This window comes from Kosakonia sp. R1.Fl, from assembly GCF_023516815.1.
In the GTDB taxonomy this organism is placed as follows: Bacteria; Pseudomonadota; Gammaproteobacteria; order Enterobacterales; family Enterobacteriaceae; genus Kosakonia.
In genome coordinates this window covers 3,296,739-3,311,620 of the sequence record NZ_JAMGSQ010000001.1, presented here as the reverse complement: position 1 = coordinate 3,311,620, position 14,882 = coordinate 3,296,739, and the positions used below count along the sequence as shown (strand labels likewise).

Here is a 14,882-nt window from a genome sequence, read left to right as displayed (position 1 = left end):
AAACGTAGAATAAAAATGCCCCATACATGCCCCATCACACAATGCCACCATCATCATGCAATCGGGTAATAGTGTACGTAAGTAGTCCATGCACGGTGACACCATCCAGCGCCTCACCTTCAACCGCTTCCCCGTCTTCAGTTATCAGCGCCCCGCCCATCCACTTAGCGAACTGCGCGCGGCCGTCGAAGGTTGCCAGTACCGTTTCACCTTCACCAGGCCTTGAAGCCCTGTCTATCACCGCATACCCTGAATCGGTTTCGATGATCCGGCAATTGGCATCCATCTGACAAATCGAGTCAACAGTGAGGACGCGCTCTGCATAGTCTGTTGCTGGCGATGGAAATCCCATTAGTGGATCCTCCCCATATTTCTCAACATCCAGAGACGGTTTTCGCTAAAGTCCGTCGTCTTGTCCACGAAGTCTGTTTGATACTGCTCAATCCACGCGTTTGCATCCGCCTGGCTGAAATGCCAGTTGCGAGCAGCAAGCTCACGTATAAAATCGGCTGTGCGCAGGTATTGGTAACCCTTGGGGTTTTGCTGTATGGAAGCCACAAAGGCGGAATGTATTTCGTACTGGCGTGGCATAATTGCATCCTGTGAATACTGTTTTTATATACAGTAGTTACGTTGATTGCAGCAATCAAGATCCAGGTTGCAACTGTTTAACAACTCCCTCTAATTCTTCGATTTTTAATATGGACACTTTCAGCGCCAGCAGGGCATCAAGCAGGAGGACATTGGTATCCAGTGCCAGCGTGCTGGAGTCGTCAAAGAAGTTCGGTACCTCTTTCACATAGTCTGCATCAATCTCACGAACGTCCTGGGCTATCACACCACGCCGGACGCGCTCCTTCTCATCGTCGTTGTAGATGAAAGAACACGGCATGATTTTTTTGATGTTCTCGTAAGACTGCAATCCGTCGTTATATTCAATGTCGCGCTTAAGGTTACGGTCTGATGTTGCCGCTTTTGTAAAAATGTACGATCCCGGCTGAGCACCTGAACCGCTACAGGCCAGATCTCCGGACGACATGGAAAATGACCATATTCTGGCACCAAAATTTGTGTCATTAGCGGTTTGCATCAAAATAGTTGCGGGCCATGCTGCCGTTCCTGTACCAAGCGCCCCAAGCCCGGTACATAACTCATAACCGCTGCCATTGTTATATTTGTATGAATAGCCGAATACCGCATTAACTCCGCCTGAATCAATGGTTATCCCTTGTTTGTATCCTGCACCGTTAAGCGCATTAAGATAACTACCAACAGTGCCGGCGGAGCTGGCCAACTTTCCGTTTACTGTCACATCGCTGCTGATAGTCCCGCCTGATTTTCCGTTGACAGTATCAAGCCGCGAATCATCACCGGCGGCGACCGTATTAGCCGTTGTGCCTACATTGAGAGCCGCAGCGCCACCCAGTGAACTTTTATCAGCCTTGCCGTCCAGCGCTATTTTATCGGCCTTGCTGGCTAAAGACGTTGCCAGACTGTTCCATGTGGGGCCGGTAAAAGATGTGTCGTCGGGAAGTTTCACCGTGGCAGTACCACTTCCGGCAAAGATTTGCTGCCAGTTCTGTTTGTCGTAATTCAGGCCGCGCAAAGCCTCAGCACTCTGCGCAACCAGCGCGGCGGTAACCAGGTTCATTGCAACGCGGGGCACAGCATACCAGGCTGCGCCAGCCTGCGTCGGCCCGGTGTAATTGCTGACGAGCGTCAGGGCAGTTATGCTGTCCACCGTTTTCACCGGCAGCGTGTAAGGGATGCCGCCGACCGTAACCACAATAAAATCGGCGGCGGCAAGCTCAGTAGTGAATGACGTGCCATTCCCGGCAACTACGGCTGAATTGTTCGTTAGTGTTAAGGTTCCTGCTGACATATTTTCTCCGGAAATAAAAAAACCCGCTTCGTGAGCGGGTTCTGTATATATTACATCTGCTATTTGCAGGTTGAAGAGGTAAAGTTATTTCGGTTTACCCATCGCCAGTTAAATGGGTCTCCAGCTTTATACTCTACCTGATGTGCGACAACACGAACGCCATAAATCTGAACAGTTCTTGGAAGACTACCAAGCATCGCTGTGGCTTCGCAAACCGGCTCTTGCTTTTCAAGCAATTGACCTGAACAGCCGGATAAAACAAATAAGAACATTAAAATTGCAATTATTTTTTTCATTTTTTATACCAGAGGTTAATTAACATAATTAAATTACCCCTGAATTATAAATAATGAAAATAGGTTTAATGTATTGATTTCTATAAATTCGATCGATTAAAACGATCAATTTAATCATAGGCTTCTGTTTTTATCGCTATGATTGCATTCCCATTGTTTGTACTACCAACAACGGAACCGGAAGCATTGCTGTTGGAAGCGGCACTTATTCTTGAGGTTGTGCCATTAAACCTGCATCCAGTGTATGCGGTGGCTGCAATAATCTGTGGCTGTCCCTGTACCATGAACTGTATCAGCGTTGACCCAAGAATCCCAGGACATACGGCATAGCTTCCATCCAGTGTCTGATCAATGTTTACGCCTCCACTGTTACCGGGCGTGCCGATTGTAACAAGGTCGCTTAACACACGACTCTCATTTGTTAATACAAGCTTGCCTACAGCATCCCATATTGCAAAGCCCCATTGAGGAAGGGTTTGAGGGAAAATGGCGAAAATATAAGCCGTCAGCGTGTGGGCTTGACCATAAGGGTTTCCTGAAGACACCGATATATTGTTTCCTGACCTTGCCGCACCAACAACAGTTGGCTGATTTGTATAATTTGTTTTGCAGAAAGCAATCGCAGGAAATGAAGCGTCGAGATTGACTGCGGCTGATGCGCTGTGGAATGTCCCATTTGCAACAGAATTCACAACTACTTTTCTGTATAAACAAAATGGGGTTGATTGTGGCGTAACAAAGGGATTACCGTTTTCCATGAGTATCATCGCGCCATAATCGGCCATTTAATTTTTCTCCAAAAATACAACCAGCTCGCATGCTGATGCAGGATAGTTGCCACTCCCTACGCTGTTTGCCGATGAGATCGTAATTGTGTTTCCGTTGGCTTCAATTCTTCTTCCAACATTTACCGCACCAGCATCAAGAGAAACGACAAACCCTACCTTAAAACCAGCCGGTACGGCGTAGCTCCATGAACCAGAGGTTTGTCCTGCGGCCAGAGGAATGTGACCTATAACAGATACTGGTTTGATGCCATAGTTGTTGGGGATGCCATTGGCATCCCATGTCTGAATTCCCCACGTCATCAGTATACCCCTGTTAATTTCCCGAACTGCACGCGCAGGACACCATTACCGTCTTTAACGCTCTGGGTGGTGTTGGTTATCCTCATCCCCCCCTCTCCGGAAACTGCCCCATTAACTTCAAACGTCCCGTCCGCTTTCATTATTGTTCCGGTCTGGCCAGGAATATAATTTGAAGAACGGAGTTCGCCGATTTTTGCGAGTGTAATGGCAGCATACTGAATAAAGGCATCGCTGATAAACACCTGCCCATTAACTACCGCGAACGGTGAATATTGCGTGTCGCCGCTGCCGCTCATCAGTACGAACTGATTGGCATTGAACCCCACCCGGGTGACAACTGGCTGCCCGGCCTGCGCCAGCACCGCAATCGACATCCCCGCGTTGTACATCACACCGTTGATACGCACACCAGTCTTCAACGTATAGATAGCTGTCGCGCCCTCGGCATCAACAACAGCTGTGAGCTTATCTTCCAGCGCCGCAGTCACGTCACCAATCTGCGCCTGCACCTGCGTTGAGAGCTCCGCCAGCGCGCTATCGACTTCAGCAATGGTGGTTTTTACGACCAGGATATCGGCCCGCACTTCACCATACTGTTGATACTGATGTTCAACGGTGCTGTGGTTCGCCAGCGCGTTTTGCAGCGCAGCTTCGAGGTTAGTGTCTATGTCGCTGGACAGGCGGTCACCGTCGGCGGAGGTAAGGAAATCACCAGTAATGTCACCGAGATAATCAGCAGCCTGGTCGTTGGCCATCCCCCTTATCCAGTCGGTATAGCCTGATTCGTTACCGGTCTTATCGACGATCTGCGCACGGTACCAGAATTCCTGCCCCGCTTTGAGCCCGAGCTGGGTGTATTCTGCCGACGGGTACGGCACATCGCTGAGCAGCAACGGACTGGAAAAATCGCTGTTGGCGGTATACTGAATTTCCGTTTTCAGCGTGTCGGCAGTATTAGCCGGGAAACCCCAGTTCAGGCGGATCCCCCAGTTAATACCTGTTGCAGTAAAGCCCACCGGCTTCGGCGGGTTGCCTTCTTTTCCGGTCAGCGTCGTTTCGGTTGAGTATCCCCAGCCGCTGGAAATTTCCGCTGCATTTATGGCGCGCGCACGCACCAGATATCGCCCGGCATAAATACCCGGCACCTCAAATGATGCAGTGGAGCTGCGCGGGACGTTAACCCAGTTGCCATCGTTGCGGCGCCACTGAGCCTCATATGCAATAGCGCTGACCGTGTCTGACCATGAAACACGCATGGTCTGAACGCTAATCCCCTGGTTAACAACGGAGTAACTGTCGATAACGATATTATCGGGCGCGGCCTGGCTGCCCGGTGGCACGACACTCACAGGGCGGCTGTCGATGACTGCACCGGTATCGATGCGGGCATATTTATCTGGATCATGCGCCGCCCCGGTGATGGAAAACGTGCCATCATCATTATCGGTTACACTCACCACCCGGTACTGTTGCGCATACAGTTCGTCGGACTCAACAATCCACACGCTTTCGGCTTCCGGCGGTTCGCTGTAGGCAGTCGTTACCGTGACAATACTGCCGTTAACGGCCTGGATGGTACGGCTCTGCGCGGCACCAGAGGGCAAATTAAGGATCAGACGGGCACCGGCAACAGCATCAGGCGTTCTGTCCAGCGTGATTGCCCGGCCATTCACAGCGCTGATTCGCCCGCCGGTGACTTTGCCGGAGAGGTTCTCATCAGCCACAGCAATAATATGGCCGGGCTGTGGAATATTGCCGTCCAGCCCCACAGAGAAAGTCACCACCCTGTCTTTATTATTGGTGAGGATCCCCCAGCGCCCTTTGCGGTTCGCTTCCGACTGGCGGGTACAGCCAATCGCCGTCAGCTCAAGCTGATTAAATCCTCTGTAGCGGGAGACCAGTTCAGCTTCGAACACAGGCTCCATTGCATCCGCGTAGGCGTTATCCGGATCGGACCATGAAACCAGCGCGCTGGTATACCGGTTTTTCGTTGTGCTGCTGCTGTAGCTGAAGCGACCATCGATGACGTTTGCTTTGGTGTAGCTGTAATCAACATCGCGCGGCATGTCTGCCAGGGTCACAATCTGGTTACCTCCCCAGTATGTCATCCCCCGGAAGATAGCCGCGAAGTCACGCAGCACCGTGTAGGCGTCATTGCGATCCTGGACATAGACATTACAGATATAGCGAGGCTCAGTCCCGCTGCCGCCTTTGCCATCAGGAACAGGCGCATCGCAATACTGCGCCACCTGATAGAGCGTCCATTTGTCGATGTTCTCAGCATTAAGACGGTCGCCCAGACCGAAACGGTCAGAGACTACCAGATCGTAAAAAATCCATGCCGGATTATCTGTCCAGGCCCACTTAAAGGCACCCGACCATGTGCCGCTGTATGAGCGTGTTTCCGGGTCGTAATTGTCCGGCACGCGGATAACGCGTCCGCGCGGCTCACAGGAAATCTGCGGGATGGAGCCGTTGAACTGGCTCGAGTCAAATTCAATATAGAGCAGCGCCGTATTGGGATAGCGCAGCTTGGCGTCGATAACCTCCGTGTAGCTCTGGAGCGTCATGGTGTCGCCAATTTTGGCACTGTTGGCGTCAGCAGTAATTTTCCTTACCCGAACGGTCCATGACGTGGCACCCGCAGGTAAATCAATACGGTGGCTACGTTCGTAGCCTGATGTGGTTTTTCCGCTCACTGCCGTGTTGATTTTAGTGACAAACGCACCGCCATCGACCTGGAGATCAATCGCGTACAGAATCTGATTACCCACCAGATCGCCATCATCTTCCTGCTTAAAGAGTGACGGCCATTTCAGGCGCAGGCGTACCGCGGAAAGCTGAGAGTTGGTAAAGGTGTGTGTCCAGGCAACAGAGCTTTTAATCTCGATACCGACGCTGATCTCATTCTCTGTACCGGGAATGCCCTGAATATAACTTTGCGCCTGGGTACCCGGACGGAACTCCCACGTCACCCCGCTGAAATTTGATGAGCCGTTCGTATTCAGCAGTGGCGTGCCGTCGAGAAAAATACTCTGCCCGGTGAGCTGCCCGGAAAATTCCCCCTCACCCAGCGCGACAAGGAGCTTCGCCTTCGCGACAGACTGGAGATCGTCAGGCTGTTCTGTAGGCGTGCGGGAACTTGAGCTGCCGCCTTTGCGCCCCTGAATTTTCTTTGCCATATTGCGCCCATAAAAAAACCGCCCGCAGGCGGTGATTAACCGGAGAGGATTTTATTGCTGGTCTTCGACGTAAATACCGGCGGAAATAATCGCGCCACCGATACGGCGTTTACCGTAAAGAAGCGGTACCGGATAGCCCTGTGCGGCTGTATTCGTCACACCGCCAAATGCGTACGATGCCCTGTTGTCGCTGTCCTGTTTACTCGCCAGTCCTGCGGCCTGCGGGGAAAGCATCTGTACGACCCCGCCCAGCATCATTACCGCGCCCATTTTAGCCATCCCGTAACCGACTGCAGACAGCGTACCACCAGAAAAATAGCCAATGGCAACACCGACTACTACCAGCACAGCACCAAGGATGGTCTGTAATGCACCGGCTTTTTTACTTCCCATTGCGACTGGAACTATTCTTATAACCTCATCCGTTACGGGGAACCCCAGATCATCAACGCCAATATTCTTTTTCCCGCGAAAAACAGCATAAGTCAGACCACGGCGTTTGCTGGAAATCATGAACTGCTCAAAGCCTTTAACGGTAGCAGCCAGAGCGCGCGTTGCTTCGTGAGTTGTGCGGATCAGACGATAGTGTACCTTGCCAAAGGTTTTACCAAGTATTCCGCTTAGTTCGATTCGAGTCATTATTTCTTGCAAAAGAATGCCCCCACAACAAAAACCCGCCATTTGGCGGGCTTGGTTAGTGATGATCTACAGTCCTTTTTCTTTCTTGTCTTTATTCTCAGCGTCTCTTTCATCTGTCACACTCTTAAATAAAAGAGATTCATAACTAATTTTGACAAAACCTTGACCTCTTTTGATTCCTTTTAGTTCTAATGCAATATCACCGCCACCAGCAGGTGAAAAAAAGGTACTATACGAACCGCACCCCTGATACGCTAGACATTGATAAAACTCGTTTTTTTCTCTATATAAATCTCGACCAATATACTCATATGACAGGTCTGGCTTGCTATACTTTTTAGTTAAAAGAGACTTAAGGCTTTTGTATTCGTCCAACCCTTTACTGCCAAATGCATCATCGTTAATATTTTCTATTGCAATAACTTTAACAAGGCCAAACTTATCATCAACAACACCATAATATTCTTCAAAACCAGGTACTGGTGTAGGTGGTTTATTTATCACATAAATCTTCAGTCTTGTTTCATTTTTATCATAGAGACTAGCTCCGTAATCATTTACTAGCTTTTCTCTGCTATCTCCCCAGGTTAATCCAAGCGGTGCAGAAAAACCATCAGCAGCGCGGGTTAAAGAAACTATAGATAAAAGTATTACACCGATAGCTAAGTTGACCTTATTCATCCCTATCCCCTTCAGTAAAAGATAAGATAAATCCTATCAGGATCGAAGGCGTAAAAAAACCCGCAGTTAAGCGGGTTTGGATATCGAACTATTTTGATTATTGAAACAGTTAAGCTACATCAGCACCGTGAATAATATGACGGATTGCTTTGATACCTTCTGCGTTATAACGGAACGCCTCAACCTGCTTGTCTGAGTGTTTCGACTTATCCAGGAAGAACTTCCCATATTGATCTGTTTTCAAATTGTGCTTGTTGGCAATGCGCCCGATTTTGTTCGCCGTGCAACCGATCTCGGCGGCTACCTCACCAGCAGTTGAGTAATGTTCTTCAATGACCGGCAGAGGAACGACTTCATGACCAAGAAGCGGATTAACGAGATTCGCCACGATCACTTGATTAGCTGACTCACCAAGCCGGGGGAACATGGTCATCAACTCACGAGCCGATGCTATGTTCTTTTCCAGCGCCTGCGCTTTCAGTTGCTCCGCCTTTGCGCGTCGATATTCAGGAAGCCCGGAGTTACTTTGTACCGGCACCTGAATGGCCTGCATGTCTTCAAGTTTATCAACCAGAGAACGGCGAACAGCCTTAGACTCGCGAGCGGCTACACGAAGCGCTTGTTTAATGGTCATGGTAATGATGTCGATTTCAGCACCATTTTTCTGACCTGCACTTTTTGTGTAGGTCTCTCCTTCAAGTTCATCGACGATTTTCTCAATGAACTTGTTATTACGCACAGCAGGTTCACCACACTGCTTACGGGCATCATTGACCATTGAAAGCAGTGACTGGCTGTCAATGGTTTTCTCGGTGACAATGCTACCTTTTGGTGCTAAATTTAATGAAGTCATTGGTTGGTCCTTATGACAGTTTTATGGATAGCCAGCAGCTGCGAACTGCTGGCTTTTCTATTTGCATCTCTGCAAAATTCATCTGATTCTTGCCTCCTCACCCGGAAGAAGCTGATTATCTGCCTGATCCTTTATAAGCCTCATGAAAGCGGCTCCATCAGAGAATCGGTCATGAAGCCGACCAGCCAAAGGTGATTCAATGGCTCTGAGCGCTGGCTCAATTTGATAGCGCCATGCTTCATACATCACGGCAAAATAATCAAACATTGCATTCACGTTATGCGCATGCATTTCCCGATCATTGATATGGCGTTCTACAGGAGTGTTAATAGCGATCTCGCTATCCAAAATATTCAGCACCCAATGGCGAAATTCCTTAGCTATTGCCGTGCGAGCAAACATGGCAACCAAGTGGGCTCCGCGCAGAGAAAAAACGCGTGTCATTTGCTCTCCATAAGGGGTGGTCACTTTGACCACCCTTGACATTTGATCTGTAAATTCATCTGAATGGCGTGAGTAAATTCGCTGTACAGCTTTTTCGTCTGCATACTCAAGCGCGCAACCAATTTGGTTGGCCGTCAACCAAATACCGTCCAAGTTTTCCACTGGTTGCAAGCAAAGCCCGTGGAAGTTGAGATCCGTTTTCGCTACAATATTCATGTCGATATTTCCTTTGCCGGATTTTTTCGATAAGGAGCCCTGACTATCGCAAGTAGTTGGGGCTTCGTCGTTTCTATACCTTGATAAAACCATCTTCTTTCAGGCTCCGCTCAATGCGCTTAATAACTTCGCTATTCAGCGAACGCCCCTCTTCTTTAGCTGCCTTTTTAATGATCTCTTTCAGGTGCTCCGGGAACCGGATACCTGTTGGCGGAATATTGCGGATATGTTCCATACTCACTCCTTTGGTTACATGGTGTAGTCATTAAAATACTACATGATGTAGCTATCGCGTCAAGTGTATTTTGACTACATTATGAAGCTAGTTTTATTTAGATCTGGAGTCACAATGAAAGGGGCGAGCTTGATTGCACCATTCGGTCTACGTATGCCGGAAGAACTGAAGGAAAAAATCGCAGAACGGGCCAAAAATAATGGCCGCTCAATGAATGCTGAAATAGTTCAGATACTCCAAGATGCGGTTGACGGTCGTATAAACCCATTAGCCGACGACGATGAAATTGAGAAGATTTACATTGAGGTCATTTCCCGTGATCCCAGCAAAATGAGCATGGAAGACTTCGATGCTAATAACGCAAAGCTTGATTGGCTAATTGACGCCTTTATGCAACGCATATCAGAGGACACAGAAAGATTCCAGTCTGCAATCCGCTTCAAATCACAAACCAAAGAGTTAATCGCAAGGCAAATTCATCAGCTAGTTCTGCAAAAGGCTGATTACCCAAGCCTAAGCAAAACCCCAGAAAACAGTAAAAAAAAATAAGTCACTGATACAAATTTATATCACAATCCCGCTGTTTAATTGTTAAAGAGCAACTTCTGGCGTGATTAAAACGCATGCTCTTTTGTGTGTAAAGCCTATAAATATCAGCAAATTAACTTAAATTATCTACGATTAGATATGAATAGATACTGTGATGTTGCGCTTACATAAATTTACAATGCCCTATCAGCCCAACTGAGTGGGCAACATCATTTCTTTGTAGCGTAATACCTTCATCGTTCTTTCCTTCCAGTAGCCGCCCCATGGCTCCCGATTGCTGAGTCTTCCGTACAGGTGATGCAACATCATGTTACCTTCCAGCAGGATCGCCGCATGATTCCACTTATTTGCCTGCACCTGCATGATCAGCAGGTCGCTGGGAGCTGGCGCGCCGGACACTTCCCGGAATCCACACTCGTACCAGTTGTCTTGGTATAAATTATCCGGATACTGGTCTTCCCACCACGGATAATCGACACGGTAATCAGGAAGCTCAATGCCGTGCATTTGCCGGAACCAGCTCATCACCAGCCCCCAGCAGTCATAAACGCCGAGCACAAACGGGCGCTCCAGCAGCGGCAGTTCGCCGCGCGGCAGGATGGTACGAAAGTCGCCTTCCGGCCAGCTTACGATATGCCACGGCAGCCCACTCAGATCGCATTGCGCTTTGTCGGCCTCGCTGGGCTGGGTGGTGGCGTCAGGGTGGCTGTGTACAATCGCCGTTACCGTGCCCCGGTCTTCTGCCGCAGCATAGTCCTCCGGGCAGAGGACAAAATTATCCTCCGGTGTTTCGGCAATATTGCGGCACGGAAAATAGCGTTCCACACGGCTTTTCTGCACCACCAGGCCGCAGCACTCGCGCGGATATTCGGCGGCCGCATGCGCCATAATGGCGTCAATAATTTTCTGGCGCATATCAGCTCCGGATCAGCGATGTGCCGGGAAAACCGCCAAACGACAGTTCATTATTTTCCCCAAAACGCAATTTGCACCCTGTGAGCGTACCGTTGCATTCATCCAGCGACGGATCACTTACCGGGTTATTGTGCTTATCGAAATAGCGCGTACCGGCGTAATCACAGCCGTTACCGGAACGGTACTGACCGCGAATGCACCAGGTACAAAGCGAATGCAGCTGGCGCGTCGGGATCATCAGTCCCTGCAAATCCATCGGGCTGGACAGCGTGAACGCCACAACCTCGTTTGTCTCGCTGCTTTTCGCATCGATGTACCAGACCTGCAACTTTTCCTGCAACGGATCAGCCGTCGGGTTTCCCTCAGCAAAATTCCGTGCGTCAAGGTACTGCGCCAGCGTGTCGTGGATGGTGACTTTCGCCTGCAGCATGTCATCGTAGGCAAGGCACAGCGCAGTGATCGACGCATCGAGGTTAGCAACAGTCAGTTTCGGTGATGCGCTGCTGCCGCTGGTTGATACTTCAATTCCATCCAGCTCATACGGCCAGGCTTTGTACTCGTTACCCTGCCACCAGACGGACTTCGCTGGCAGCAATGATTCATCGCCACCCGCAGCGATAATTTCCGCTTCCGTGTGAGGGATGTTGTGACTGTGAAAACGAAGAATATCGCCCACACCGAAAGCGGATCCGTCAACGTCAAGGAGCCGGACCGCGTTGCCCGGTTCCAGTTTTTGATAGTCGCTGTGTAAACTCATGGTGCAAATGCCTGCTCGAAGGTTGCAGTGACAGACATAACATTCTGGCTTTTGACAACCTGCTGGAGGCTGTCAGCCTCAACACGCCAGAGCGCCAGCGCCCCGAAAGGCGGTTTAAAAGAAAAGGATTTGGTCTTGTGTCTGCGCAGGAACGCATAAATTTCCAGCGCAGTTTCCGTACGCCCGTTGAAGGAAAAATCAAACGTCAGCGATTCAGGATGAAGGCCATCGCCACTCACCTGGGCATAACCATCACCGAATTGGGCTTTTCTGACGTTGTCTTTACTTTTTATTGTGGGCTGCCCGGCTGATTGAATCGGCCAGGTAAAGGTTTCAATGGTCATCATTACCTCCGGTTTACTGCACTCCAGATAATGCCGCCGGGACGGACTTCGCGCTGAATACCCTCAGTGACAGACTTCTCTACTACCTGCTGATATGCTTTTCCAATCTTCTCACTGGACGCCTGCGGCTTACCGTTGCTGTTCTCAGAGGAGGTCACTGAAACCGGAGCGTAAACACTCACACCCATCGGGGAAGAAGCTACAGGCGAGGCGTTGCCGACATATCCACCATTTGCATAACCTCTCATCAGCCTGTAAAGGTTACCAACACCGATTCGGCTCGTAGCCTCCTGGGTAAACACGAACTCACCGCGATGGACGATACCTGCAGGATCATATTTTCCGCCAGGCCCTGTGAACCCACCGCCCGCAAAGCCAAGAAAAGAACCAAACGCGGTACCACCCAGCGCAGCTTTAGCGGTACTCAGTATTGTCAGTTGGCTCACCATCTGAACGATCCCTTTAAGGAAGGTGGTGAGAAAGTCTTTGAAGTTTGATTTGCCCGTTGTCAGAAAATCAGTGAGCTGGGATGACATTCCCGTGAACGCCCCCTGCGAAATCTGCTGTACCTGCGAATAAACGTTGGTGGCCGTATCTGCAAATTCTGCAAATCCTTTTTTAGCCCCGGCCTGCCAGTCGCCACGTAACTTATCCTCCTCTGCGTAATAATTACGCAGCGCCACCAGCTCTTTCTGGTAATCGGTATCCGTCAGCTTACCGCCGGAATTCAGCCACCCACTTTCAAGCTGGGCAAATGAATTTTGTCGGGATGCGTCACGATCGTTCAACGTTGACGACTTCGTAAGCGCAGCCTGTTTCGCGGACATCTGGGTGACGTACTTACTCGCGGTGTCCATCCGCTTATTCAGTTGTTCCTGCGCAACAATCTGATCGCCCAGCAAGGCTTTCTGCTGCGCCAGCGCAATAACCTGCTCTTTACTGGAAAGCAGCGACTGTTCCTGCTTCGTCAGCTTTCGCTTACCCGCGGCATCTTCCAGCACGGTGAATTGCGCTTCGGTTGCCCAGAGGTCTTTTCGTTGCTGGCTGATGACATCGTTAATACCCTGATGCTGTTGCAAAACCTTAAGCTGAGCCTGAAGCGCCAGCAGCTCAGCGGTGGACTTATCCTCCGCCCGGTCACCAGCGGGGACACTGGTTTTAGGTCCTTTCGGATCCTTATATTTCTCATTAACCGCAGCAATAAGCTGGTTGAATTTCTCCTGCTTTATCAGCCCCTGATCGAGCTGTCGCTGGTACTTCGCCTGCAGGTCATTGCGGATTTGTGCGTTTGTGCGGGCGTTTTCGAGAAATTTATCCGCCTCGACGTTGGCGGCGATCTGCTCTTTATTAAACTGCGCCGTTTTTTCAGCCTGTTGCTGACGCAGAATGGCAAGGTGATTTTCTTTTTCAGTCTGGGCATCAAGATTTTGCTGGCGCTCCTGATCCCCCTTTTCCATTTCAGCATTGATGGTGTCGAAAACGGCAGATCCGGTCTGGAACTGAGGTTTCGGCAAGGGGGTGGAGGTGGCTTTATCTGCCACCCTGTCATTCCAGAATTTATAATCTTTTACTTTATCAATCAGCCCCTGCCAGTAGCTGGTGAGGCTGTCGACTTCGGTTTTGGCAGAATCAGTAAACTGCGTCTGGCTGTTACTGAGAGAATCAATAATAAGTTTTGTTGCGCCCGCTTTATCGCCCAAATCAACCATATGTTTGACCTGCTCATACAGAGCAAGGTTGGCAAAATTGTACTGGCTGTTGATATCGACAAACGCTTTTAGCGGATCCTGCGGAATCTTGCCCAGTTGGGTAACAAGATCCTCAACGCTTTGCCCGGTGTTTTTCGACAGCGTTAGTGCCGTCTGGCTCACCAGGCGAATCTGTTCAATCGTCAGGCCAATCCCCGTAGCCTGGGCCACCGCTGCAGCGGCAGCGGTTTTACTCGCATCAGCATTTTTGGCGATGGCCACTGACAGGCGTGAAAGACTGTCACTGGTTTGCCCGCTGATATTGCCGGTTTTAGCCAGTGCCTGGTTATAGGCTGTCGACTGCTGGCTGCTCCGGTACAGATCCAGAGAAAGCAGCGCCACCCCGCCCGCCAGCGCGCCGATACCAAGCGTCATCGGGGTGATCAGGCTCAGCATGATGCGAAAATAATCCCCCACCCCGGTAAGCGCCCCCTTGACGCCGCCAAAGGAGTCTTTGATCTGACCACCCTGCTGGAGAAGAATCAGAAACGGGGACTGCCCGCCAGCGAGCTGTGTTGCAATGTCGGTGAACTGCGCCGGTAGCATCTGCATTGCATTTCTGTACTGCCCCACAGAAATACCCGCTTTCCTGGCTGAAATTTCCTGCCGGCTGAATGCCTGCTGTACCTGTAACGCAGCATCATTTGCCGCCTCACCCGCTCCCTGTAACTGCCGGCGGGCAAAGGCAATCTGTTCCGTAAACTTTGCGTTATCGATATCAAGGCTGACGACAAGATCACCCACTGGCTGGGCCATAGCGTTTTCCTCCGGAAATGCCCTCAGCAAGATGCATCATCGTTTCGTCATCCTGTTCCGGGGCTGATGGGCTGGGCCTGAGAAGACTGAAATCAGCGGGCGTCAGGCCGTGATCCCGGCACATCATGTCAACGACAAGATGGCTGAGGCATGAAAAATGATTATCAAGCAGGTCATTGCTGAAATACTGATCGCGGAAGAAATCCCCCCACTCCGCCAGCTCTGTGGAAGACATTGCAGAAAGCATTGCACGCCAGTCAGGTTTGCCAAACTCGCGCGCCAGCTTCATAACGAAGT

General features: G+C 50.2%; 18 protein-coding genes. 1 reads left to right on the top strand and 17 read right to left on the bottom strand.

Annotation, left to right across the window (positions count from 1 at the left end; all coding sequences use genetic code 11):
* Positions 1–34: 34 nt before the first annotated feature.
* The 12 genes from M8Q36_RS15660 to M8Q36_RS15605 all read right to left on the bottom strand — a co-directional run bounded on the left by M8Q36_RS15660 (position 35) and on the right by M8Q36_RS15605 (position 9,516).
* The gene (locus M8Q36_RS15660) at positions 35–352 is read right to left on the bottom strand and encodes a hypothetical protein (protein ID WP_249881498.1); all 318 of its coding nucleotides are present in this window, start codon (positions 350–352) and stop codon (positions 35–37) included.
* Positions 352–591: a hypothetical protein gene (locus M8Q36_RS15655; RefSeq protein WP_249881497.1), complete on the bottom strand. Its 240-nt coding sequence runs from the start codon at positions 589–591 to the stop codon at positions 352–354. Before M8Q36_RS15655 ends, M8Q36_RS15660 begins: the two co-directional genes overlap by 1 nt.
* A gap of 55 nt (positions 592–646) precedes the next feature.
* Complete coding sequence (locus tag M8Q36_RS15650) at positions 647–1,882, bottom strand: tail fiber domain-containing protein (protein WP_249881496.1); 1,236 nt, start codon at positions 1,880–1,882, stop codon at positions 647–649.
* A 59-nt stretch (positions 1,883–1,941) separates the two neighbouring features.
* Entirely contained in the window at positions 1,942–2,178 is a 237-nt protein-coding gene (gene cor, locus M8Q36_RS15645) for a phage exclusion lipoprotein Cor (protein WP_249881495.1), read from the bottom strand.
* A 110-nt stretch (positions 2,179–2,288) separates the two neighbouring features.
* Positions 2,289–2,963 (bottom strand): hypothetical protein, encoded by a 675-nt coding sequence (locus tag M8Q36_RS15640; RefSeq protein ID WP_249881494.1) that lies wholly within the window; start codon positions 2,961–2,963, stop codon positions 2,289–2,291.
* Positions 2,964–3,266 (bottom strand): hypothetical protein, encoded by a 303-nt coding sequence (locus M8Q36_RS15635; protein WP_249881493.1) that lies wholly within the window; start codon positions 3,264–3,266, stop codon positions 2,964–2,966.
* Complete coding sequence (locus tag M8Q36_RS15630; RefSeq protein ID WP_249881492.1) at positions 3,266–6,448, bottom strand: TipJ family phage tail tip protein; 3,183 nt, start codon at positions 6,446–6,448, stop codon at positions 3,266–3,268. Before M8Q36_RS15630 ends, M8Q36_RS15635 begins: the two co-directional genes overlap by 1 nt.
* Before the next feature lie 51 nt (positions 6,449–6,499).
* Positions 6,500–7,099, bottom strand: a complete 600-nt coding sequence (locus M8Q36_RS15625) for a tail assembly protein (protein WP_249881491.1) — start codon at positions 7,097–7,099, stop codon at positions 6,500–6,502.
* A 54-nt stretch (positions 7,100–7,153) separates the two neighbouring features.
* On the bottom strand, positions 7,154–7,768 hold the full coding sequence (locus tag M8Q36_RS15620) for a hypothetical protein (RefSeq protein WP_249881490.1): 615 nt from the start codon (positions 7,766–7,768) through the stop codon (positions 7,154–7,156).
* Positions 7,769–7,877: 109 nt separating this feature from the next.
* Positions 7,878–8,621 carry a hypothetical protein gene (locus M8Q36_RS15615; RefSeq protein ID WP_249881489.1) on the bottom strand — a complete coding sequence of 248 codons (744 nt, stop codon included), beginning with the start codon at positions 8,619–8,621 and terminating at the stop codon, positions 7,878–7,880.
* Between the two features lie 78 nt (positions 8,622–8,699).
* On the bottom strand, positions 8,700–9,281 hold the full coding sequence (locus M8Q36_RS15610; protein ID WP_249881488.1) for a BRO-N domain-containing protein: 582 nt from the start codon (positions 9,279–9,281) through the stop codon (positions 8,700–8,702).
* A gap of 73 nt (positions 9,282–9,354) precedes the next feature.
* Positions 9,355–9,516, bottom strand: coding sequence for an Arc family DNA-binding protein (locus M8Q36_RS15605; RefSeq protein WP_249881487.1), 162 nt, complete (start codon positions 9,514–9,516; stop codon positions 9,355–9,357).
* Positions 9,517–9,630: 114 nt separating this feature from the next.
* On the opposite strand from M8Q36_RS15605, the gene M8Q36_RS15600 reads away from it, so the two are divergent.
* Complete coding sequence (locus tag M8Q36_RS15600) at positions 9,631–10,065, top strand: Arc family DNA-binding protein (RefSeq protein WP_249881486.1); 435 nt, start codon at positions 9,631–9,633, stop codon at positions 10,063–10,065.
* A gap of 186 nt (positions 10,066–10,251) precedes the next feature.
* Here the strand turns inward: M8Q36_RS15600 and M8Q36_RS15595 are convergent, their stop codons facing one another.
* Genes M8Q36_RS15595 through M8Q36_RS15575 form a run of 5 tightly spaced genes read right to left on the bottom strand, consistent with a single transcriptional unit; the run spans position 10,252 to position 14,874 of the window.
* Positions 10,252–10,980 (bottom strand): C40 family peptidase, encoded by a 729-nt coding sequence (locus tag M8Q36_RS15595; protein WP_249881485.1) that lies wholly within the window; start codon positions 10,978–10,980, stop codon positions 10,252–10,254.
* 1 nt (position 10,981) lies between these two features.
* Positions 10,982–11,737, bottom strand: a complete 756-nt coding sequence (locus M8Q36_RS15590) for a phage minor tail protein L (protein WP_249881484.1) — start codon at positions 11,735–11,737, stop codon at positions 10,982–10,984.
* A complete protein-coding gene (locus M8Q36_RS15585) occupies positions 11,734–12,081 on the bottom strand; it encodes a phage tail protein (RefSeq protein ID WP_249882785.1) in 348 nt (115 codons plus the stop codon). Before M8Q36_RS15585 ends, M8Q36_RS15590 begins: the two co-directional genes overlap by 4 nt.
* A 2-nt stretch (positions 12,082–12,083) precedes the next feature.
* On the bottom strand, positions 12,084–14,585 hold the full coding sequence (locus tag M8Q36_RS15580; protein WP_249881483.1) for a phage tail tape measure protein: 2,502 nt from the start codon (positions 14,583–14,585) through the stop codon (positions 12,084–12,086).
* Positions 14,566–14,874 (bottom strand): phage tail assembly protein T, encoded by a 309-nt coding sequence (locus tag M8Q36_RS15575; RefSeq protein ID WP_249881482.1) that lies wholly within the window; start codon positions 14,872–14,874, stop codon positions 14,566–14,568. Before M8Q36_RS15575 ends, M8Q36_RS15580 begins: the two co-directional genes overlap by 20 nt.
* Positions 14,875–14,882 lie beyond the last annotated feature (8 nt).

What these genes read in the sequence shown, in the direction of transcription:
- M8Q36_RS15660 (WP_249881498.1), bottom strand. Translation starts at nt 352, where the DNA reads ATGGGATTTCCATCGCCAGCAACAGACTATGCAGAGCGCGTCCTCACT.
- M8Q36_RS15655 (WP_249881497.1), bottom strand. Translation starts at nt 591, where the DNA reads ATGCCACGCCAGTACGAAATACATTCCGCCTTTGTGGCTTCCATACAG.
- M8Q36_RS15650 (WP_249881496.1), bottom strand. Translation starts at nt 1,882, where the DNA reads ATGTCAGCAGGAACCTTAACACTAACGAACAATTCAGCCGTAGTTGCC.
- cor (WP_249881495.1), bottom strand. Translation starts at nt 2,178, where the DNA reads ATGAAAAAAATAATTGCAATTTTAATGTTCTTATTTGTTTTATCCGGC.
- M8Q36_RS15640 (WP_249881494.1), bottom strand. Translation starts at nt 2,963, where the DNA reads ATGGCCGATTATGGCGCGATGATACTCATGGAAAACGGTAATCCCTTT.
- M8Q36_RS15635 (WP_249881493.1), bottom strand. Translation starts at nt 3,266, where the DNA reads ATGACGTGGGGAATTCAGACATGGGATGCCAATGGCATCCCCAACAAC.
- M8Q36_RS15630 (WP_249881492.1), bottom strand. Translation starts at nt 6,448, where the DNA reads ATGGCAAAGAAAATTCAGGGGCGCAAAGGCGGCAGCTCAAGTTCCCGC.
- M8Q36_RS15620 (WP_249881490.1), bottom strand. Translation starts at nt 7,768, where the DNA reads ATGAATAAGGTCAACTTAGCTATCGGTGTAATACTTTTATCTATAGTT.
- M8Q36_RS15615 (WP_249881489.1), bottom strand. Translation starts at nt 8,621, where the DNA reads ATGACTTCATTAAATTTAGCACCAAAAGGTAGCATTGTCACCGAGAAA.
- M8Q36_RS15610 (WP_249881488.1), bottom strand. Translation starts at nt 9,281, where the DNA reads ATGAATATTGTAGCGAAAACGGATCTCAACTTCCACGGGCTTTGCTTG.
- M8Q36_RS15605 (WP_249881487.1), bottom strand. Translation starts at nt 9,516, where the DNA reads ATGGAACATATCCGCAATATTCCGCCAACAGGTATCCGGTTCCCGGAG.
- M8Q36_RS15600 (WP_249881486.1), top strand. Translation starts at nt 9,631, where the DNA reads ATGAAAGGGGCGAGCTTGATTGCACCATTCGGTCTACGTATGCCGGAA.
- M8Q36_RS15595 (WP_249881485.1), bottom strand. Translation starts at nt 10,980, where the DNA reads ATGCGCCAGAAAATTATTGACGCCATTATGGCGCATGCGGCCGCCGAA.
- M8Q36_RS15590 (WP_249881484.1), bottom strand. Translation starts at nt 11,737, where the DNA reads ATGAGTTTACACAGCGACTATCAAAAACTGGAACCGGGCAACGCGGTC.
- M8Q36_RS15585 (WP_249882785.1), bottom strand. Translation starts at nt 12,081, where the DNA reads ATGACCATTGAAACCTTTACCTGGCCGATTCAATCAGCCGGGCAGCCC.
- M8Q36_RS15580 (WP_249881483.1), bottom strand. Translation starts at nt 14,585, where the DNA reads ATGGCCCAGCCAGTGGGTGATCTTGTCGTCAGCCTTGATATCGATAAC.
- M8Q36_RS15575 (WP_249881482.1), bottom strand. Translation starts at nt 14,874, where the DNA reads ATGAAGCTGGCGCGCGAGTTTGGCAAACCTGACTGGCGTGCAATGCTT.